The 20,085-nt window shown below is 63.4% G+C and carries 19 protein-coding genes and 1 tRNA gene; 10 read left to right on the top strand and 10 right to left on the bottom strand.

Features of this window, described 5'->3' with window-relative positions:
• Positions 1–254: 254 nt before the first annotated feature.
• Entirely contained in the window at positions 255–1,184 is a 930-nt protein-coding gene (locus tag QMG84_RS11470; protein WP_281928009.1) for a crotonase/enoyl-CoA hydratase family protein, read from the top strand.
• Between the two features lie 17 nt (positions 1,185–1,201).
• Entirely contained in the window at positions 1,202–3,499 is a 2,298-nt protein-coding gene (locus tag QMG84_RS11475) for a putative bifunctional diguanylate cyclase/phosphodiesterase (RefSeq protein ID WP_281928010.1), read from the top strand.
• Positions 3,500–3,766: 267 nt separating this feature from the next.
• On the opposite strand, the gene QMG84_RS11480 is transcribed toward QMG84_RS11475, so the two are convergent.
• Positions 3,767–4,453 carry a Clp protease/crotonase-like domain-containing protein gene (locus QMG84_RS11480; protein WP_281928011.1) on the bottom strand — a complete coding sequence of 229 codons (687 nt, stop codon included), beginning with the start codon at positions 4,451–4,453 and terminating at the stop codon, positions 3,767–3,769.
• A gap of 362 nt (positions 4,454–4,815) precedes the next feature.
• On the opposite strand from QMG84_RS11480, the gene QMG84_RS11485 reads away from it, so the two are divergent.
• Positions 4,816–5,385, top strand: a complete 570-nt coding sequence (locus QMG84_RS11485) for a hypothetical protein (RefSeq protein WP_202071986.1) — start codon at positions 4,816–4,818, stop codon at positions 5,383–5,385.
• A gap of 344 nt (positions 5,386–5,729) precedes the next feature.
• On the opposite strand, the gene QMG84_RS11490 is transcribed toward QMG84_RS11485, so the two are convergent.
• The 3 genes from QMG84_RS11490 to proS form a co-directional block, all read right to left on the bottom strand.
• Positions 5,730–6,413, bottom strand: coding sequence for an ABC transporter ATP-binding protein (locus QMG84_RS11490; RefSeq protein WP_202071987.1), 684 nt, complete (start codon positions 6,411–6,413; stop codon positions 5,730–5,732).
• 17 nt (positions 6,414–6,430) lie between these two features.
• Entirely contained in the window at positions 6,431–7,732 is a 1,302-nt protein-coding gene (locus QMG84_RS11495; protein ID WP_281928013.1) for a lipoprotein-releasing ABC transporter permease subunit, read from the bottom strand.
• 331 nt (positions 7,733–8,063) lie between these two features.
• A complete protein-coding gene (gene proS / locus QMG84_RS11500) occupies positions 8,064–9,407 on the bottom strand; it encodes a proline--tRNA ligase (protein WP_281928014.1) in 1,344 nt (447 codons plus the stop codon).
• Positions 9,408–9,561: 154 nt separating this feature from the next.
• Between proS and QMG84_RS11505 the strand changes: the two genes are divergently transcribed.
• On the top strand, positions 9,562–9,858 hold the full coding sequence (locus QMG84_RS11505; protein ID WP_281928015.1) for a GNAT family N-acetyltransferase: 297 nt from the start codon (positions 9,562–9,564) through the stop codon (positions 9,856–9,858).
• Between the two features lie 142 nt (positions 9,859–10,000).
• Entirely contained in the window at positions 10,001–10,369 is a 369-nt protein-coding gene (locus QMG84_RS11510; protein WP_281928017.1) for an endonuclease domain-containing protein, read from the top strand.
• Positions 10,370–10,471: 102 nt separating this feature from the next.
• Here the strand turns inward: QMG84_RS11510 and QMG84_RS11515 are convergent, their stop codons facing one another.
• Together QMG84_RS11515 and QMG84_RS11520 are read right to left on the bottom strand one after the other, a co-directional pair.
• The gene (locus QMG84_RS11515) at positions 10,472–11,638 is read right to left on the bottom strand and encodes an IS4 family transposase (protein WP_281927877.1); all 1,167 of its coding nucleotides are present in this window, start codon (positions 11,636–11,638) and stop codon (positions 10,472–10,474) included.
• 156 nt (positions 11,639–11,794) lie between these two features.
• Positions 11,795–13,645, bottom strand: a complete 1,851-nt coding sequence (locus QMG84_RS11520; protein WP_281928018.1) for an ABC-F family ATP-binding cassette domain-containing protein — start codon at positions 13,643–13,645, stop codon at positions 11,795–11,797.
• 155 nt (positions 13,646–13,800) lie between these two features.
• On the opposite strand from QMG84_RS11520, the gene QMG84_RS11525 reads away from it, so the two are divergent.
• Both QMG84_RS11525 and QMG84_RS11530 read left to right on the top strand, forming a co-directional pair.
• Positions 13,801–13,923, top strand: a complete 123-nt coding sequence (locus QMG84_RS11525) for a hypothetical protein (RefSeq protein WP_281928019.1) — start codon at positions 13,801–13,803, stop codon at positions 13,921–13,923.
• Positions 13,924–14,028: 105 nt separating this feature from the next.
• Positions 14,029–14,104 (top strand) — tRNA-Glu (locus tag QMG84_RS11530).
• Between the two features lie 53 nt (positions 14,105–14,157).
• Here QMG84_RS11530 and QMG84_RS11535 read toward each other — a convergent pair.
• The 3 genes from QMG84_RS11535 to QMG84_RS11545 all read right to left on the bottom strand — a co-directional run bounded on the left by QMG84_RS11535 (position 14,158) and on the right by QMG84_RS11545 (position 15,244).
• Entirely contained in the window at positions 14,158–14,655 is a 498-nt protein-coding gene (locus QMG84_RS11535) for a GNAT family N-acetyltransferase (protein ID WP_281928021.1), read from the bottom strand.
• Positions 14,628–14,963 (bottom strand): type II toxin-antitoxin system TacA family antitoxin, encoded by a 336-nt coding sequence (locus QMG84_RS11540; RefSeq protein ID WP_370568497.1) that lies wholly within the window; start codon positions 14,961–14,963, stop codon positions 14,628–14,630. The genes QMG84_RS11535 and QMG84_RS11540 overlap by 28 nt, the downstream gene beginning before the upstream one ends.
• Positions 14,964–15,052: 89 nt before the next feature.
• A complete protein-coding gene (locus QMG84_RS11545) occupies positions 15,053–15,244 on the bottom strand; it encodes a hypothetical protein (RefSeq protein WP_281928023.1) in 192 nt (63 codons plus the stop codon).
• A gap of 413 nt (positions 15,245–15,657) precedes the next feature.
• On the opposite strand from QMG84_RS11545, the gene QMG84_RS11550 reads away from it, so the two are divergent.
• From QMG84_RS11550 to QMG84_RS11560, 3 genes are all read left to right on the top strand, one after another.
• The gene (locus QMG84_RS11550; RefSeq protein ID WP_281928025.1) at positions 15,658–16,035 is read left to right on the top strand and encodes a hypothetical protein; all 378 of its coding nucleotides are present in this window, start codon (positions 15,658–15,660) and stop codon (positions 16,033–16,035) included.
• A gap of 89 nt (positions 16,036–16,124) precedes the next feature.
• A complete protein-coding gene (gene gspG / locus QMG84_RS11555; protein WP_202071996.1) occupies positions 16,125–16,604 on the top strand; it encodes a type II secretion system major pseudopilin GspG in 480 nt (159 codons plus the stop codon).
• Positions 16,601–17,563, top strand: a complete 963-nt coding sequence (locus QMG84_RS11560; RefSeq protein ID WP_281928027.1) for a type II secretion system minor pseudopilin — start codon at positions 16,601–16,603, stop codon at positions 17,561–17,563. The genes gspG and QMG84_RS11560 overlap by 4 nt, the downstream gene beginning before the upstream one ends.
• Here QMG84_RS11560 and gspD read toward each other — a convergent pair whose 3' ends face one another.
• On the bottom strand, positions 17,564–19,975 hold the full coding sequence (gspD, locus tag QMG84_RS11565; protein WP_281928029.1) for a type II secretion system secretin GspD: 2,412 nt from the start codon (positions 19,973–19,975) through the stop codon (positions 17,564–17,566). It lies immediately after the preceding gene.
• Positions 19,976–20,085: the final 110 nt, after the last annotated feature.

Here is a 20,085-nt window from a genome sequence, read left to right on the forward strand (position 1 = left end):
CCAAGGGTAAACACCGCCCGATTGAAATAAATCAAGGATTTTACCTTTTCTTTCAGAATTTCACCGGAGACTAGCAGCTATGATAATATACAACTTCAGGCCGCATATCTCTAAAGACTAGCTGGTTTGCATCTCTTCCTCGCGGGCCAACAGATGCGCGTTAATCTTGGCCGTCAGTCCTGCTGAGCCGAAGGCGGATCGAAACCGGGAGCAAGCCAACCAGTCGCCGCCACAGATGGCGCAGGAGCATGTCCATGACGGGAATCGTCTTTCGCGGCCCGAAGGATCCGAGCGAATTTCCCAATTGGCGTTTCGAAACGCTGGAAATCGACTATGATCGTGAAACGGCGTCCGTCTGGATGAATTATCGCGTCGACGCGCCGCAATGCTACACGCCGACCATGCTCGCCGAGCTGCTGCAATTGCGCGATTCCCTCAGGGTCTTGGGCATGTCCGGCCGGATTGAGCAATTTCCTTTCAGATATTTGGTGATGACGGCCAAGCGGCCCGGCGTCTTTTCCCTCGGAGGGGATCTGGCGACATTTGCCGCGGCGATCCGGCGCCAGGATCTTGCGACCTTAGTTACCTATGCGCACGCCTGCGTCGATCTCGTTTACGGTTACTCCCAGAGCCTCGATTTGCCGATCGTCACGCTCTGCGCCGTACAGGGACAGTGCCTTGGCGGCGCGCTCGAGGCGGCGCTCGCCTTCGATTTCATTCTTGCCGAAGAAAATGCGATGTTTGGCCTTCCCGAAGTCGCCTTCAATACTTTCCCGGGGATGGGCGCAGTCACCATGTTGACCCGCCGCGTCGGCTCCGCCCTTACTCAGCAAATCATCATGAGCGGCCAGACCTATACGGGCCGTCAAATGTTCGAGCTGGAAGTCATCGATCAAGTCACCTCGCCCGGAACCATCCGCGCGGCCGCGGTCGAATGGATGCGCGACGCCGGCGGCAAAAAATGGCGGCGCCGGCGCGCCATCGCCGAAGCCCGGCGTCGCAGCCATCCCGTCACCCATGACGAACTCATCCGGATCACCGAGCTTTGGGCGGAATGCTCGGCGCGCATCGAAGAGCGCGACCTGCGCCATATGGAGAGACTGGTGCGCGCTCAGAAGCGGTTGATCGGGTCAAGACAAAACGCTCCGGAAGGCGAGCAACTTCTGGTATCTAGCTCGTCGTGACGACAAGGGAACGTGGCATGCAGGCCAAAGCCTCGACCAATCCCAGATCCGCCGCCGAAGCGGAAATTTACGCCGATCTCGTCGAGACGCTGTTCGACACGACGCACTCGCTCGTCACCGGCATTCTGTCGGGCGTGCTCGTCCCCGCCATTGCCTGGATTTCGACGAGAGAAACCTCCTATCTCTGGCTCGCGGGCCTGATGTCGTTGATCGGCGTCTATCGCGTTCATGTCCTGCTTTCCCATGATCGCGCGCCGATCGAGGCGCGTCGCCGGGATGCAGAGATTTGGGAACGGCGCTACGCCGTCGGCGCGATAAGCTTTATGGTCACGCTCGGCGTCGCCACCGCAATATTGTTCAATTACCACCAAAACGAAATTGCGGCCTATTACGGCGTCATCATCATGACCGGCGTCACGGGGAATCTCGCGGCCCGCAACGCTGCGCGTCCGAATATCGTGTTCTGGCAAATGATGGGCACCTGCATGCCCCTCGCCTTCACGATTATTTTCAACTTTTCTCCCTGGTATTGGGGCATCTCGGCGTTTCTCGGGTTTGGCGCGCTGGCGGTCTTCAAGACCACGAAGTTCCTCAAGAACATTCTCGTCTCCGCGCTGCGTAACGGCCGCGACGCCATGCGCCAGCGCCAGAAGTTCAGCATCGCCCTGAACTCCATGACCCATGGCCTCTGCATGGGCGACTCTTCGCTAACCATCTCGGTGATGAATCGGCGCATCGTCGAGTTTTTCGGAATCGTCGCCGCTGCAACGCCCATCAAGCTCGACGCGCTGGCTCACGCCATTGGCCGCACCGCCAATATGTCGCCGGCGGAAATCGAGGAGTTCAAGGAACTCTGGATGCGGCACGCCGCTATGCCGCAAGCGACCGTCTTCATGCGGCGGATCGGCGAACGCTACTTCAACTTCCACTGTGAGCGCGCCGAAGGCGGGGCTTTCGTCACGGTCATCGAGGACGTGAGCACCCAGCAACGAGCGCTGCGCGAAATCGAGCGCATCGCTCATTTCGACGAACTGACGGGCCTTCCCAATCGCTATCATTTCCAGGACGCGCTCGGCGCGGACATGCTCCGCCTCGGCGTGACCGAGGGGAACGCCGTCCTGATCACGGTCGATCTCGATCGCTTCAAGGAAGTCAACGACACGCTTGGCCATATGGTCGGCGACAAGCTGCTCGCCCATGTCGGCGCGCGGCTCAGCGCCTGCGCCCCGACGCCGAATCTGGTCGCCCGGCTCGGCGGCGACGAATTCTGCATCTTGATGCGCGCGCCGCATGAGGCGTCGCAGATCGACGCGATGAGCGCCGTTATTCTGAAGGAATTGAGCCGCCCCTTCCGGATCGACGGGCATCGCATCACGGTCGGCGCGACGATTGGCCTTGCGATCGCGCCGCAAGACGCCGACACTCCCATCGGCCTGCTCAAATGCGCCGATCTGGCGCTTTACGAAGCCAAATTGGGGGCTCGCGGGACAGCGGTCCGATACAGCCCGAAAATGCAGGACGCTTTGCTCGAGAAGCGCGCCATCGAGGAAGAGCTCCGCGAAGCGTTGGTCAAAGACGAGCTGGCGCTATTCTACCAGCCGATCGTCGACTCCCGCCGCGGCGCGATCGTCGCGATGGAGGCGCTGGTTCGCTGGCGCCACCCCGAGCGCGGCATCATCTCCCCCGGCGTCTTCATTCCCGTCGCCGAACAGACTGGCTTGATCGTCGAAATCGGCGCATGGGTTCTGCGACGGGCCTGCGAGGACGCGGTCGCCTGGCCGCGGCATGTCCGAGTCGCCGTCAATCTTGCGCCGAAACAGTTCCATCAGGCCGACCTCATCGACACGATCGCGACGGCGCTCGACGACAGTGGTCTCGACCCGGACAGGCTGGAGCTCGAAATCACCGAGTCGACCCTGATCAGCAACACCGATGACATCCAGGCGAAGCTCGCGAAAATCGACGCTCTGGGCGCGCGGCTGTCTCTCGACGATTTCGAGACCGGCTACAGCAGCCTGAGCTATCTGAACCGCTTCCCCGTGAAGAAGGTGAAGATCGATCAAGCCTTCTCGCGACAGGCGATCGAGTCCCCCAAAACGCAGGCGATCATCAGCGCCATTTCGGCGCTGGCGAAAGACCTCAATCTCGACCTTGTCGCCGAGGGCGTGGAAACACAGGCCCAGCTCGGCTTCATGGCGAGCAAGAATATTTTCTTGATCCAGGGCTATCTCTACAGCAAGCCGCGTCCGATCGAGGAGCTTGCGCCGCTCCTCGAATGCTGGAGCGACGCGCCGCGGCTCGAAAGCGCCGCCTGATAACCCAAGGCTCCGAATCCAGGCTACAAACCCACGCAGCCGCGTCATGCCCGCGCTTGTCGCGGGCATCCACGCCAGGACATTGCGACACGCGGGAAGAAGAAGCGGGCGTTGCTCGCTGATGTTTACCGCTTTCCGCATCGGCGCGGCGTGGATGGCCGCGACAAGCGCGGCCATGACGCTGGAACACGTCTGCTCGTTAACCCGAATTCTTTCAGCCCACTTGGGAAAGCCCCAATGCGAGCTGTTCGAGTGGAAACAGCCTGACTATCGATGCACGATGTCGATGACCGGCCGCCGATCGATCGGCGGTTCGGCCATGCGCTGCGCGCGGAAGATTGCGTGGGACGCGTTATAGTGCCGGTCGAATTGCGTCAGATAGGTCGAGATGCCAGAAAACTCTGGCTGCGCCGGCACAACATCCCTGACCAGCATCAGATCGCGCGCCTCGGCGGCTGAAAGGGTTTGCTCGCTTTCGATCAGCCGCTCCGTTCTGGAAAAGCCGATCCGGCGACCGACCGCGGCATAGAGGCCGAAAAGGTCGAAGGGTTCGCCGGCAAAGGAAAAACACGCTTCCCTTTCAGCCACGATCGCAGCGCAATTCATCGCAAAATCGAAATCCAGACCGGCAAGAAGCGAACGCGCCCATGCGATCGTGATGACGGGGGTGTCGATAATCAGCTCCGCAGTGGCCGCCACCATTTCCGCGAAACCGTCCGGCGCGACCGCAGCGCCGGCGCCTTCAGCGAAGTCGAACACCAGAAATCTCAGTTGCGGCTGCTCGCCGCCGGCGATCTCACGCAGGACGCCGGAGATCTTGTGAGCGCTGGCGCGATCGAACCCCGGCCGGGTTTTGGAGAGAACCAGCGCTTCGCGCTGCCGGAGCCAATGCGTTCGTACGCCAGTTGAAGTATTTGTAAACGCAGACCAATCTTTACTCGAAACAACTCTCATGACCGCCTCTACGCAAGAGTTAATAAAAGTTTAACGCAAAATTCGAAAAATCGCTAAGGTGAATTAATCCTTGGAGGCGACTCAACTTGGACATGGTTAACGGGAAGACGATCGCCGGACTGGCGGAAGCTATCCCGCCTTGCGGCGCGTAAAGCGCCTGGCAGTCTGTGTGGCCGAAGGTCGCAAGACAGGCGCCTCGAACTTGATATATGCTAACCGCGGGATGCCGGTTGCGCCCTTCGCTCTTTGGCGCAAGGTCGCGGCCGCCTCATCGCCGGGGGCCGCCCCCCGGTCGACGCGCCGGTGAGATAAAGCCGCTCGGCAAAGAAGCGGCGCAAGGTTTGTTCAAAGGGAGGAACAGAATGAAAATGCGCTTTCTCGTCGCCATGACGTTGGCGACGGTCGGTTGGGTCGCCCAGGCGCACGCGCATGGCGACGTCGGCTCCAACCAGGGCCAGTGCCTCATGAAGATCGGCCCCGACACGATGAGCTTCACGGGCTATCAGCCGCTGAAATCGCGCGAGCAATTTTGCGACGACATTCCCGACGCCGGCCCGACCATCATCACGCTCGACGCTCAGCAGGACGAGCTGCGCGACATGAACCTCGAGATGCGCGTGCTGCGCGACGTCGGCCAGAAGGACGACAATGAGAATCTCGAGGCGAACACCGAGTATTTCTCGCCGCCGAAGAAGTACAAGACCGGCACGCTGACCTTCGACCACAACTTCCAGAAGGAAGGCAAATATATCGGCCTCGTGAAGGCCAGGAGCGACGACGGCACGAAGGAATATGTCGCCCGCTTCCCCTTCTCGGTCGGCCTGACCGCCACCAAGGACATCACCATCGCCGTCTTCTTCGCGGCTTTGGCCGCGGTCGGCTTCGGCCTCTGGTACAAGGCCCAGTTCGTGGACAAGAAGAAGGCGTCCTGATCGGGCACGGGCGCTGACGCCCCTCGTGTTTCGAGACGCCTGCTACGCAGGCTCCTCAGCGTGAGGGGCTTCTAATATGGTTTCCAGTTGAACAGCTCGCCTTGGTGCTTGTCATTCCCGGCGGGCTGAAAGCCCGACCGGGAATCCAGCGCCTCGCGTCATTGCGAGCGAAGCGAAGCAATCCAGCACAGCGATGTGGCCCTGGATTGCTTCGTCGCTTACGCTCCTCGAAATGACGGCGGACCAAGGTAGCGCTGGTTTTGCTCTGGATTCCCGATCGCTCGCGCCGCGAGCGTCGGGAATGGCGCCGACCCGAAGGCGGCCCGATCGGCCGCCTTCGCCTTTTACGGCAGCTCCTCGACGCGGCCGTCGCGCAGCGTGACGCGGCGGTCCATTTGTTCTGCGAGGTCCAGATTATGCGTCGCGATGAGCGCGGCGAGGCCCGAGTGGCGGGCGAGCGTCAGCAAGGTCGCGAAGACATGCTCCGCCGTCCGTGGGTCGAGATTGCCGGTCGGCTCGTCCGCGAGAAGCAAATGCGGCGCATTGGCGACCGCCCGCGCAATGGCGACGCGCTGCTGCTCGCCCCCCGACAGTTCCGACGGCCGATGCGACGCGCGCGTCCCGAGGCGCAGATACTCCAATAATTGCTGCGCGCGGCCCTCGGCGTCCTTACGGCCGAGGCCGTTGATCATCTGCGGCAGAACGACATTCTCCAGCGCCGAGAACTCCGGCAGCAGATGGTGGAACTGATAAACGAAGCCGATCGCGGAGCGACGCAGGCTGGTGCGCTCCCGGTCGTTCATCTTCGAGGTGGGCGCCGAATTGATCAGCGTCTCCCCGCCGTCGGCGCGCTCCAGAAGCCCGGCGATGTGCAGCAGCGTGGATTTGCCGGCGCCAGAGGGGGCGACCAGCGCGACCGTCTCGCCCGGATAGATCGCCAGATCGACGTCGACGAGAATATCGAGGCGCGCATCGCCTTCGCGGTAATGCCGCGCGATATTGCGCAGTTCGAGAACGGCTTCGCTCATGCCCTCATCTCTCGCGCTTATTCATGCCGCAGCGCTTCGATCGGATCGAGCGAAGCGGCTTTCCAGGCGGGGAAGATCGAGGCGAGAACGGCGAGAACGAGCGTCATGACGACGATCATCGTCACTTCGCGCGGATCGACGATCGCCGGCAGCCGCGACAGAAAGTAGAATTCCGCCGGGAAAAGATTGGCGTCGAAGGCCTTGTTCAGGAAGCTGCGGATCGTCTCCAGATTCGACGCGATCAGCAATCCGAGCAGGAAACCGGCGATCGTGCCGACGACGCCGATCGACGCGCCGATGAGCAGAAAGATGCGCAGCACCGAGCCGCGCGACGCGCCCATGGTCCGCAGGATCGCGATGTCGCGCGTCTTGTCCTTCACCAGCATGGTGAGGCCGGAAATGATATTGAAGGCCGCGACGATGACGATCAGCGTCAGGATGATGAAAAGGATGTTCTTCTCCACCTGCAGCGTGTCGAAGAAGGTCTTGTTGCGCTGGCGCCAGTCGGTGATCATCATCGGCCGCCCGACCGCCTTGTCGAGCTGCGCCCGCAACAGGTCCATCTGCTCGGGGTTGTCGACAAAGACCTCGATGACCGTCGCCTCTTTGTCGCGATTGAAGAAGACCTGCGCCTCGGCGAGCGGCATATAGACGAAGACATTATCGAATTCCGACATGCCGATCGAAAAGATCGCCGCCACCGTATAGGCCTTGATGCGCGGCGCGACGCCGAAGGGCGTCTGCGCGCCTTTGGCGATCAACAGGCTCACCTTGTCGCCGACGGTGACGCCGAGCGTCTCCGCCAGCCGCTGGCCGATGGCGACGCCTTCGCCTTTGTCGAAGCCCTCCAGCGCCCCGATCTTCACATTGCCGGCGATGCCCGGCAGGCGCACGAGGTCCTTCTCGCGAATGCCGCGCACGAGGACGCCCGACTGCCCGAACTGCGTTGAAATACCGGCGGCGCCCTCGACCATCGGAATGGCGAGCTTCACCCCCGGGACGGCCGACGCCTTGGTAGAAACGTCTTCCCAGTCGGTGAGCGGCGTCTCCACGGCTTGCAGAAAGGCATGGCCGTTGACGCCCATGATCTTGTCCATCAGCTCGCGATGGAAGCCGTTCATGACGGAGGTCACGACGATCAAGGTCGCAACGCCGAGCATGATGCCGAGGAAAGAGAAGCCGGCGATGACCGAGACGAAGCCATCGGCGCGGCGCGCGCGCAGATAGCGCAGCGCCACCATCCATTCGAAGGACGCAAAGGCCCTTGTCCGGGAGACGGGCTGCGCGCCCTCGAAAGCTTCCGCGGTTGCTTCGCTCATAAAGCCATCCTTCAATGGCGAGGTGTTACTGGCGAGCCGGAAGGCTCGCGGTCCATATCGCCCCCCCGGACCGCGCGCCTTCAGGCGCGCTAACCGATACCGGCGTCGATCGTTTGCGAGCCTGAAGGCTCGCGGTCCCATATCGCCTCCCGGACCGCGCGCCTTCAGGCGCGCTAACCGATACCGGCGCCGATCGTTTGCGAGCCTGAAGGCTCGCGGTCCACTTCGCCTCCCGGACCGCGCGCCTTCACGCGCGCTAACCAATACCGGCGTCGATCGTTTGCGAGCCTGAAGGCTCGCGGTCCCACATCGCCTCCCGGACCGCGCGCCCTCACGCCCCCGCCTGCTTGATCGCCGCGATGATGCGCGCCACGGCGTCCGCCGGCGCGAGCATTTCACGCTCGCCGGTCTTGCGGCGCTTCACCTCGACATGGCCCTCGGCAAGCCCCTTCGGACCCACGAGAATCTGCCAAGGCAGGCCGATCAGATCGAGCGTGGCGAATTTGGCGCCCGGACGTTCGTCGCGATCGTCGTGCAGCACGTCGAGCCCCGCATTTTCGAGCTGCTGGACGAGCTCGCCGCAGACCTTGCCGGTCCCCGCATCGCCGACCTTGAGATCGGCCACGCCGACATGGAAGGGCGCCACCGTCTCCGGCCACACGATGCCGGCCTCGTCATGGCCGGCCTCGATGATGGCGGCGACGAGACGCGACGGGCCGATGCCATAGGAACCCATTTGCACGACGACCTCCTTGCCGTCGGGGCCGTTCACCACAGCCTTCATGGGTTCCGAATATTTGGTTCCGAAGTAGAAAATATGGCCGACTTCGATTCCGCGCGCGGAAAGTTTGGCGTCCTCGGGCACGGCGGCGAAAGCCTCTGCGTCGTGCATCTCGCTGGTCGCGGCGTAGCGGCTGGTCCAACTGTCCACGATCCCCTGCAGCGCCGCCGCGTCGTCGAAATCGACATTGGCGGACGGCGGCGCGTAGGAGAGGAAGTCCTTGTGGCAGAATACCTCGCTCTCGCCGGTCTCGGCGAGGATGATGAACTCGTGAGAGAGATTGCCGCCGATCGGGCCGGTCTCCGCCTTCATCGGAATCGCGGTGAGCCCCATGCGCGCGAAGGTGCGCAGATACGCCACGAACATTTTATTGTAGGAGTGGCGCGCGCCCTCGGCGGTGAGGTCGAAGGAATAGGCGTCTTTCATGAGGAATTCGCGCGAGCGCATGACGCCGAAGCGCGGGCGCACCTCGTCGCGGAACTTCCACTGGATATGATAGAGATTGAGCGGGAGATCCTTGTAGGAGCGCACATAGGCGCGAAAGATCTCCGTGACCATCTCCTCATTGGTCGGGCCGAAGAGCATCTCACGATCATGACGATCGTTGATGCGCAGCATCTCCTTGCCATAGGCGTCGTAGCGGCCGGATTCGCGCCAGAGGTCCGCCGATTGGATCGTCGGCATGAGCAGCTCGACGGCGCCGGCGCGGTTCTGCTCCTCGCGGATGATGCGGGTGATGTTGTTCAGCACTTTGAGGCCCAGCGGCAGCCAGGCGTAGATACCGGCGGATTCCTGCCGGATCATGCCCGCCCGCAGCATCAGCCGGTGCGAGACGATCTCGGCTTCTTTCGGAGTCTCGCGCAGGATGGGCAGGAAATAACGGGACAGGCGCATGGTGGCTTCCACTGAGACGATTCGAGGAGGGAGAGCATAGCGACGGCTCCCGGGCGGTTGAAGCGCGGGCGGGCGGAAAAGGCAAGCTTTCCCGCGCCGGTCTTTCCTTTCCCGCGCCGCGGCGCCATGTCGGGAGCATGAAGGGGAGGAAGGAATGGGAGAGAGCTTTGCCGTGCGCGATAACTCGGCCCGGAGCCGCTTCGAACTCGATCTCGACGGGTCGATGGCGCTCGCGGAATATACGCTCACCGACGGGGTGATGACCTTCACCCACACGGAAACGCCCCCTGCCCTGCAGGGCCGCGGCGCGGCGTCGAAGCTGATCCACGGGGCGCTGTTGGCGGCGCGGGCGCGCGGGCTCAAGGTGCGGGCGACGTGTTCTTTCGTTGTGGCTTATTTGGAGCGGCATCCGGAGTTTGCGGATTTGACGCCCTCATCCGACCCTCGCTGACGCGAGGGCCACCTTCTCCCGCAAGCGGGAGAAGGTTAGGATCGGTCGGAGATGATCGCGAATATTGCAACGCGACTCCTTCTCCCGCGTGCGGGAGAAGGTGGCCCCTGCGTCAGCAGGGGTCGGATGAGGGCCCAGCCACATGCGCGACGACACGCCGAAAGCCCGCTTCACCCAAGCCCGCAGCCTGCGTCGTAACATGACGGTCGCCGAGGACATGCTCTGGCGCTGCTTACGTGGCCGAGCCTTCGAGGGGCTGAAGTTCCGCCGGCAGGTCCCGATTGGTCCTTACATTGCGGACTTCGCCTGCCTCGAACGCCGGCTCATCGTCGAGCTGGACGGCCGGCCGCATGAGAAGCCCGAGCAGAAGGCGCATGACCGTCGGCGGGATGCTTGGTTTTTCGCGAACGGGTGGCGGGTGCTGCGGCTGGACAATGAGCGGGTAATTGGGGGCGCGGCGCTGAACGATATTGCTTTGTGGATGCGGCCGCCCTCATCCGACCCTCGCTGACGCGAGGGCCACCTTCTCCCGCAGGCGGGAGAAGGAGAGAACACCGAGGTTTCAGGACACGCGACTCCTTCTCCCGCTTGCGGACAGGGCTGTCCGGGGAAATCATAGGGCCGCGAGCTGGAGCTGCAGACTAGAGAAGTCTCGGCCGGGCTTGGGCCTGATTGGCGGCTTGTCGATAAGCGCGATCGGCCGGCGGTCGAAGAGGAAGCGGCCGACGAGCTCGGCGAAACGCAGTGCCGCCATGTCGATCTTGTGGACGCAGGCGGCGATGCGCAGCAGGGTGAAGGCGATCATCGCGGCGAAGAGCTGCAGGCGCACGGCGTTTTCGGCCTCGCCGATGAAGCTCTTGATGTTGAGATGCTGCTTGATCCAACGGAACAGCAGCTCGATTGCCCAGCGGCCCTTGTAGAGCGCGGCGATTTCCGCGGCCGGGCGGCGCATGTCGTTGACGATGAGGACGATGCGGCCTTTGGCCTCGTCTCTTTCCACGGTGATGCGCCGCAGCGGCATGGGCAGCTTGGAATCGCCTTTGCTGGCCAGCGCCACCTCCTCGTCGGCGATCACGGCGAAGCCGTCGCCCCGCGCGCTTTCGGGGTCGAGCGGGCGGGCGGCGATCGCCCGGAAGCGGGCGTTCGCCTTCGGCCGGGTGACGAAGAAAGCGCCTTGCGCGGCGATCTCGGTCCACCAGCGATAGTCGCAATAGCCTTTGTCGAAGACATAAGCGGCGCCCGGCTCGATATCGGTTTTCTTGCCGATCTCTATGTCGTTCACATTGGCGGGCGTGACTTCCGCGCGAAGGGGCCGATTGGCGCGCGGGTCATGGACCACGTGCATTTTGAGGCCGTGAGTGCGGCCGTTGGAGCGGGCGTAATCGAGGAATTTGCTCAAAGGGATGGGCGTCGAATCGATGAGGCGGATCATGTCCGCGCCCTCCCGGCGCGTATGACGGTCGAGCGCGCCGGAGAGCATGGCGAAGAGATCGGCGAAGACGGCGACGGGCCGGCGGGCGTTGGCGTCGGAAAGGGTCGTGCGCGCGAGCCGCCGCGTCCCGAGGTGATAATGCGCGCGCGCGTCGGCGTTGAAGGCGGGAACGAGGGCGCGCAGGCTGGAGACCCCGGCAAGCTGGGCGTAGATGAGCGCGACGAGGTGATCCCAGCTCTTGAAGGATTTGTCGTAGGCGTCGCCGCCATGCCGCTCGACGATCTGCTTGAAGGCGCGCCGATCGACCGGCTTGAGCAGTTGGGCGAATACAGTAGAGTGCACGGGCATGTCCGGTCCTTTTTTCCAGTCTCGACAACCGGAAAATACCCGACAACCGTCGGGAAAACCGGGCATGCGCCCGCGACCTTTCGACTCATTCCCCGGACAGCCCTGCGCTTGCGGGAGAAGGTGGCCCCGCAAAGCGGGGTCGGATGAGGGCCCGCCTCACCCCTCCGCCTCGGCCGCCAGCTCCAGCCACTGCTCCTCCGCCAAAGCCAGCGCCTTGGCCAGCTCCTCGCGCTGCGCCGCGAGCTTTGCCGCCTCCTGCGGATTGCGCGAAAACGCGTCAGGCGCGGCGAGCATCTCGTCGACGCGCCCCAAAAGCTGGGTGAATTTCTCGACCTTCGCCTCCGCCTCCGCCAGCTTGCGGCGATAGAACCCCGCGTCGCGCCGCTTCGGCGCCATCTCGGCCGCCGCCGCCGGAGCCGCCTCGCGTTTGGGCTCCTCCGCCTTGGTCTTGGACAACACCAGCCTGGCGTAGTCGTCCATATCGCCGTCGAAGGGCTTCACCGTCCCATCGGCCACGAGCCATAGCCGGTCGGCGCAGGCCTCCAGCAGATAGCGGTCGTGCGAGACCAGCACCACCGCCCCCTCATAATCGTTGATCGCCTCGATCAGCGCGGCGCGGCTGTCGATGTCGAGATGGTTCGTCGGCTCGTCGAGGATAAGGAGATGCGGCGCGTTGAACGCGGTGACGCCCATGAGCAGCCGCGCCTTCTCGCCGCCCGAGAGATGCGCCACTTTGGTGTCGGCCCGCGCGCCCGAAAAACCCGTCTGCGCCGCCCGCGCCCGCACCCGCGCCTCGGGGGCGTCGGGCATCAGCCGCGAGAAGACGAGATAAGGCGTGTCGTTCTCGTTGAGATCGTCGACCTGATGCTGGGCGAAGAAGCCCGCCTCCAGCTTCGCCGCGCGCACCATATTGCCGGCCATGGGCGAAAGCCGTCCGCCGAGGAGCTTCGCGAAGGTCGATTTGCCGTTGCCGTTCGCGCCGAGGAGGCCGATGCGGTCGTCGTTGGAGATGGAGAGCGACAGGCGCGAGAGCACCACGCGCTCGCCATAGCCGATGGAAACCCGCTCCAGCGCGATGATCGGCGGCGACAAGGGCTTCTCGGGCGACGGGAGATAGATCGGCAGCACGCTGTCGTCGACGATCGCCGCGACCGGCTCCATCCTCTCCAGCATTTTGAGGCGCGACTGGGCTTGGCGCGCCTTGGTGGCCTTGGCGCGGAAGCGGTCGACGAATTCCTGCAGATGCTTGCGCTGCTCTTCCTGCTTCTTGGCGCCTTTGGCGGCGAGCAGCGCCGCCTCGCGCCGCTGTTTCTCGAAAGACGTGTAATTGCCCTTGTAGAGCGTCAGCCTGCCCCGTTCGAGATGCAGAATATGCGTCGCCACATCGTCGAGCAGGTCGCGGTCGTGGCTGATGACCAGCACGCTCGCCGGATAGCGCGCGAGATAATCGACAAGCCAAAGCGTTCCTTCGAGGTCGAGATAATTGGTCGGCTCGTCGAGCAGCAGAAGGTCGGGCGCCGAGAAGAGCACCGCCGCGAGCGCCACGCGCATGCGCCAGCCGCCCGAGAACTCCGACAGCGGCCGTTGCTGGGCTTCGGCGTCGAAGCCGAGACCATGGAGAATCGCCGCCGCGCGCGCCGGCGCGGAATGGGCGTCGATGTCAGCGAGGCGGGTCTGAATCTCGGCGATGTCATGCCCGTCATGCGCGGTCTCGGCGCGGGTGAGAAGCTCGGCGCGCTCGACGTCGGCCGCGAGCACGAAGTCGATGAGCCGGGTCGGCCCGCCCGGAGCCTCCTGCTCGACGCGGCCGAGCCGCGTGCGGGCCGGAAGGGCGATATTGCCCGATTCGGCGGCAATTTCCCCGGCGATGAGGCGAAAAAGCGTCGTCTTGCCGGCGCCGTTGCGCCCCACAAAGCCGGCGCGCGCGCGGCCCGGCAGAAAGGCGCCCGCCTTATCGAAGAGCAGCCGATCGCCGAGGCGGTAGGTGAGATCATTGATGGTGAGCATGGCCGTGAGCCCAGTAACAGGCTCGGACGGGCGCGCCTAGAGGATTTAACAGCCGGCGCCGAGGCCATCCGGCACGCGGATTGCTACTTGATTCTCGCAAGAAGAAGACAAGGGGGCCCCAAGGCGCAGCAACCTGAGATGAAAGGCGTTCGCTCATGCACCCGGACATGGAAGCCTATCTTTGGATCACGGTGAAAGCCTTCGGCTTCGCGCTCGTCGGGATATATGCCTCGCGCATCGGCCTTCACGCCTATGAAATTCTGAGATGGGGAATTTGAACCACTTATCCCCCATCCGGGGCAAATCGCGCATCATCGAGGCTTGTCTTGCGCGCCGCGCCCCTCTATACAGCCCTCGCTGCGCCGCCTGAGCGGCGCAAGCCCGCGCCCATCGTCTAGAGGCCTAGGACGTCGCCCTTTCACGGCGAAAACAGGGGTTCGAATCCCCTTGGGCGCGCCATTTCACCACCATAAAGAATTCGAACGCCCTTGCGCCAGATGTCGTCCTGGCAGCTAGCGAAGCGATGCTGCAATATCAGCGATCGATCTGAAGAGTACGTGAGGATCGTCTTTCGAGGGAAGGAAACCGCGTCGCGCCCAGAACGCGGCCGCTTCGCCGTCGACCGCTTTAACAACCAGGGCCCGACCTCCGATGAGGCTCGCAGCCGCGACACACCGCTGCAAAGCGTGCTTGAGCAGGCCCGTGCCAATTCCCTTGCCGATCCAGCTCCGATCGGTCGCGAGCTGTCCCAGTAGCAGGCATGGAACAGGGTCGGGCGGTTGCCCGGTCCGAATGGACCTGGGCAGCAGTGTCGGCACGATCGCCGTTGGCGCAACACCGTAGTAGCCGATGACACGATTCATCTCGTGAACGACCATAACCGCCGTGAAGCCTTTTTCTTGGTTCGAAAGCGCCCGCGTTTTGAGCCAGCGGTCGAGAGATGACTTTCCGCAGGAGAACTCGTCGAGAATGTGAGTCGCCGTCAGCGGTTCGGGGCGGGAGATCGCCAAGCCTCAGCCCTCTCGGCATCCGAATCACCGGTCTCCCACGGCGCCGCACGTTGGGAAAGCTCGACGATCTCCGGCGCCGAGGTGGCTGGTCCAGACAATGCCGCCACGAACGCTTCGAACCCGGCGGCAGTCATCCGAATGGGCGCCGTCTCCATCAGCACGTCTTCGGCCGCGCGTACGGCTGCGTCGCGCACGAAGTCGGTGCGCGAGCGACCGCGTAGCGCGGCCGCCCGATCGATGATGGCGAGATCGGCTTCCGGCAACCGCATCGAAAGCGGATGCTCTTTGCGCACGACGGCTCGGGACACGAGGAACCCTCCATTTGCGCCCATCCATATCCGTTTGTAGCGCGTTTTACAATACACAATTTTGAATGAGCTGACCCCGCGCCATCGATTCAGTTCAACGTCCGCCGGCTACCGCGGACGACGATAGTCGCCCCCGACCTGCTTTCGTCGGCCTTCTCCGACGCCTCGTCAGCGTCGGCGATCGCCATTGCGACGGCGGCGTCGTCGGGCGGGCGGTTGAGATCGGAACTGTTGGGTTCCGCGAGGAAATCGAAACGCGCAATGTAGATGAGTTCGAGCATTTTTCCCTCCATCCGGCGAGGGCCTGTTTCAAACCCGAAAATCGTGCGCTCCGAGACTTTCGACATTATTAAGAGGTCGGACCAATGCGACGCAGTCTTGAAGGGAACCGGGACAGAGGCGCCAAAGACCCTGCGCAATCTCACAATTAGCTGCGCATGAGCGGTAGCGTCGCCGCGCGAAGAACTCCAGATTGCGCCTGTCTTGCGCTTCTGCCCAGCGTGAGATACAGGCCCGGCGCATCCTCGCTATGACTGCGCCGGGCCAAATCATTTTTGGATACGCCCCGCCGACGTCATCCGCCCGGCAAACGAAGCCCTCCCCTGCCCGCTTAAAAAGCGATCCAAGATTGCTCCGGCCTTGAATCGACCTTACACACGATTCAATTTCCTTCGCCCAGTCGCTGGAGCTGCATATGGCGTCCCGCTTCGCATTCATAATTCGACTGCTGCTCGGCGGCGCCTTGCTGTTGCCTGGCCATTCGGCCTCGGGGCAGATCAGCATGAAGCCCGAGTCGCTCACCCATTACTCTTACTGCGTCAGCAATGCGAAGGATCGCAGCAGCGTCTTCTTGCTGGATCGCGGCACGCTTTATCGCTGCGGCGACGATATTGCAGTGTCATATTTCAATTATCTTGGCCGGCAAAAAGCACCGGAGAAGCGCGCCGTCGAGGCTGAGGGCGTCTTCGTCTACCGGATGATCGCCGGCGTCGGAAAATGCTGGAACAAGATCGAGGACGCTTCCGGCAATCCGATGTCGGTATATGGCTGCGACATTTACGTCGAGCTCTGAGCGTTAATGGCGTTCGACGCTCACGATCGTCATTGGGGCAGGAAGCCGGCTTGCCGTGCAGGCAATCGGCGAAAAACGGGAAATAAGAAATGCAAAAGGGATTTGAACGATCGTCGAAAGCGCGGACGGCGCGCCGTAATCGCTTCCTGCGCGTTCGCGGCCGTCGAGCCGGCTTCACGCTTGTCGAAATGCTGGTCGTGCTCGCGATCATCGGCTCGATCGTCGGTCTCGTCGGGCCGCGCGTGCTGAACTATCTGTCGGAATCCAAGGTTAAGACGGCGCAGATTCAAATGGAGAATCTTTCCAGCGCGCTCGATCTCTTCTACCTCGACGCGGGTCGTTATCCCTCGACAGAGGAAGGATTGAACGCGCTGGTGCAGCGGCCGGCGGGCGTCTCCTCCTGGAGCGGCCCCTATCTGAAAGCGGCCGGCGTTCCCAAAGACCCCTGGGGCCATGCTTATCTTTACCGCGCGCCGGGTCAGAGCGGGCCTTACGACGTCGGCTCGCTCGGGCCGGAAGGGCGCGAAGGCGGCGCCGGCGCGCTATCCCGCAGCGCCCCGTCGAAATGACGCGATTTAAGTTTGCTTCCGCGCGCCGCAAGAGGCGCGCGGGATTTGCCCTGCTCGCGGTGATTTGGGGCACGGGCCTGATTGCAATGATGGTCGTCGCCTTCATGACGTCGGGGCGTCTGAGGCTGCAGACCGCGCATAATATCGCCGGCGCAACGCAGGCGAGTTTCATCGCCGAAAGCGCCATCAATCTCGCCACGCTGACCCTGCTCTCGAAACGCGACGCGGCGGTCGGGGGGCCAAACGCCGAACCAATCGTCTATGACGGCGCGCCGAGCTTCTGCGTCCTCGACGGCGCGGCAATCGCGCTGGCGATAGAGGAAGAAGGCGGCAAAATCGACCTCAACGCCGCGACGCCGGAATTGCTGCAACTGGCGTTGGCCGGAATCGGGCTCGACCAACGCGCCGCGAAAGCCGTCGCCAATGCGATCGTCTCTTTCCGCACGGCCGCGGCGCCGGGTCAGATCGCCCCGACGCCGGCGTCGGATAAGCCCATCGAGCCGAAGCATGGTTTGTTCGAGACAGTTCTGGAGCTCGATCAGGTTTCGGGCGTCGATCCGGCGCTGTTTCGAGCTTTGATCCCGCTCGTCACCGTCCACTCCCGCAGCCCGGGAATAGATCCTCAGACGAGCCCTCCAGCGCTATTCGCGGCGCTCAGCAGCTTTCCGGTGGAGCAGGTCGGGCTACTCGCGGCGACGCCTTACCCCAACCAGCTCAACCGCAAAGACTCGCGTTTTCCGATGAATTTCGTTCAGCTCGCCGATCACGGCGCCTATCTGATTCACGCCGAAGCGCTGCTCGCCTCGGGTCAGACCAGCGCCAAGGACGCAATTGTCGATATGCGGCCGTCGAGCGGCAAGCCGTTCGCGCTCAAAGAAATGCGCCGCGGCTCCTCCAGATATGCGCAAAGGCTTCGCGAGGTGATCGCGAGCAATGGAGCGGGCGTTCCCGACTGCTGATCAGCGCGTCTCGCGGTCGGTGCGCCAAGGGCTTTTCGACCAGGGATCGAGGAAGGTGCGCCGCGCCGATTGCTCGATGTCGTGCGGGCGGCCGATCGCGCGCGTCGAGATGTTGAGCAGCTTGCGCTTATATTCCTCGGTGATCTCGCGGCCTTCGCTGAGCGAGCGCACCACATGCGGCGTGATCATGATCACCAGCTCGCTCTTGAGGATCGTATTGCCCTTGTCCTTGAACAGATTGCCGACCAGCGGCACGTCGCCGGCGACCGGCACCTGGGCGCTGCCGTTGCCATTTTGATCTTTCACGAGCCCCCCGAGCATCAAGGACTCGCCATCATTGACGACTACCTGCGTCTTCACTCGGCGCTGCTGAATAGTCGGCGTCGTGCTGCCCGCCGCGGTGTTGGGGTCGACATTGGAGACCTCCTGCTCGAGCTCCAGCATCACGCGCCCGCTCTCGCTGATATGCGGCGTGATTTTCAAAATGACGCCCGTATTGGTGTAGTTGACCGAGTTGAACGTATTGCCGATCGCCGAGACGCTAGTCAGCGTCTGAACGGGAATCTGATCGCCGACCTGCAGCATCGCCTCGCGATTGTCGAGAACCGTCAGCGACGGCGTCGAGATGATGTTGACGTCGGTGATCGTGTTCAGCGCATTGAAAGTCACCTGCTGATTGAGAGCGCGGAAGGCGTAGGCAAAACCGGGGAACACGGCGCCAACCGGCGCGCCGAGGAGATTCGATCCGAGCAGATCATTGGGAGCCGGCGCTTTTCCCGCGCCGCTCGAAAAGCCGAAAAGGTTGGAATGGCTCTGCATGAACCAGCGAACGCCGAAACGCAGCGTGTCGTTGAGGCTCACCTCCGCGATCGTGGCTTCCAGGAAGACCTGGTTCGGCAGCACGTCGAGTGTCTCGATCACCTGCCGGATGCGACGATAATCCTCTGGGGTCGCCATGACGATCAGGGCGTTCTTGGCGTCGTCGACGCCGATCTTGTAGCGGTCGTTGTCCATGCTGACGGCGGGCGTGGGCCCTTGCGCCGCGCCGTTCTGCGCGCCGCCCGGAACGCTGAAGCCGCTGATGCTGCTGGGACTGCCGACGCCGCCGCTCAAGCCGCCGCCCCCGCCGAGGCCGCCGCCCATCCCGCCGCCGCCGCCCAGGCCGCCGTTCGAAGCAACGCCGCCGCCGCTGACGCCCGACGTCGGTCCCGACGCCGATAGCGCGCCGAGCGGGCTCGTCGCCCCCTGCCCGCCGCCCAAGCCGCCGCCAAAGCCATTGCCCGAGGACAGCGACGACTGGCCGAAACGCGGCGAGACGCTGGACTCCCCCTGGCCCTTGGCGCCGAAGATCGAGGTCAGAACCGTCATCAGCTCCTTGGCGGGACGGTTCTGGACGCGATAGGTGAAGAACTGTTTCTCGGCGTGCTCGGCGCGGGCGTCGAGCTTCTCGATCCAGGTGCGGGCGCGGGCGAGATATTGCGGCTGCGACGAAATGACGAGGATCGACGAGAGCCGCTTATTGCCGATGAAGCGGATCATCCCGCCCATCGGCCCCTCCTTTTCGGAGCCGAAGACATTTTTGAGGTCGTCGGCGAGCAAGTCGGCGTCGCCGCTGCGCACCGGCACCAACGCGAAAGACATGCCTTTCATCGTGTCGATGTCGAACATGTCGATGGCGTCTTGCAGGGTCGCGAGGTCCTGGGGCGCGCCGGTGAGCGTCAATGTGTTGCGGGCGTCGTCGGCGCGAACAATGGCCCCGCGCGCCGCGATCGGCTCCAACACGCGCTTCATCTCGGCGGCGGACACATAGCGCAACTGCACGACGCGCGCGCCCTCGCCGAATTGGGCGGCGTCGAGAGGCGTGGAGTCGCTGGTGATTACTTCGCCGGAAATGGCGGCCTGATCGCTCGGAACGATCTTGTAGATAGTGCCGGATTTGACGACCGACGCGCCGGCGACCCGCAGCGCGGACTGAAACAGATCGAGCGCCGCGCTCTTGCGAACCGGATTGGCGGTATGGATCGTCACCTTGCCATCGAGCTTAGGATCGACGACGAAATCCGCGCCCAATATGTCGCCGACGACGATTTTGGCCGCCTGCGGGATCGGGAGATTGGCCAGATTGAGGGTTACGCCCTCTTCGTTAACCGGATCGGATGGGCCGGACCGCCCTCTGCTCGAGCCGATAAACCTGCCGGTGCCCTCGGCGACAAGGGCCCGCCCATTGGCGGTTCTGGGCCGCAGCAGCCCCTCTGAACGCCTTCCGCCGCCGTCGCTCCGCTCCGAACGGGAGATCGGCTCGACGTTCCACTCAGCGATCGGGGGGCCCCCGCCAGCCCCGGTCGTCGACCCGCACCCAGCGACGCTCGCGACAGCCAAAGCCAGAAGAGAGGCTTTAATTTCAACACGCAAATCCGAAACCCGTGATTTGGCCGCCACGCCTACTCGAACGCGACGAGGCTTAACACGTTTGCGCAAGCGTCGCCACGAGAACAGGGCTCGGATAAGCCGCTCGAGCTGAA

It is taken from the genome of Methylocystis iwaonis (assembly GCF_027925385.1).
GTDB lineage: Bacteria > Pseudomonadota > Alphaproteobacteria > Rhizobiales > Beijerinckiaceae > Methylocystis > Methylocystis iwaonis.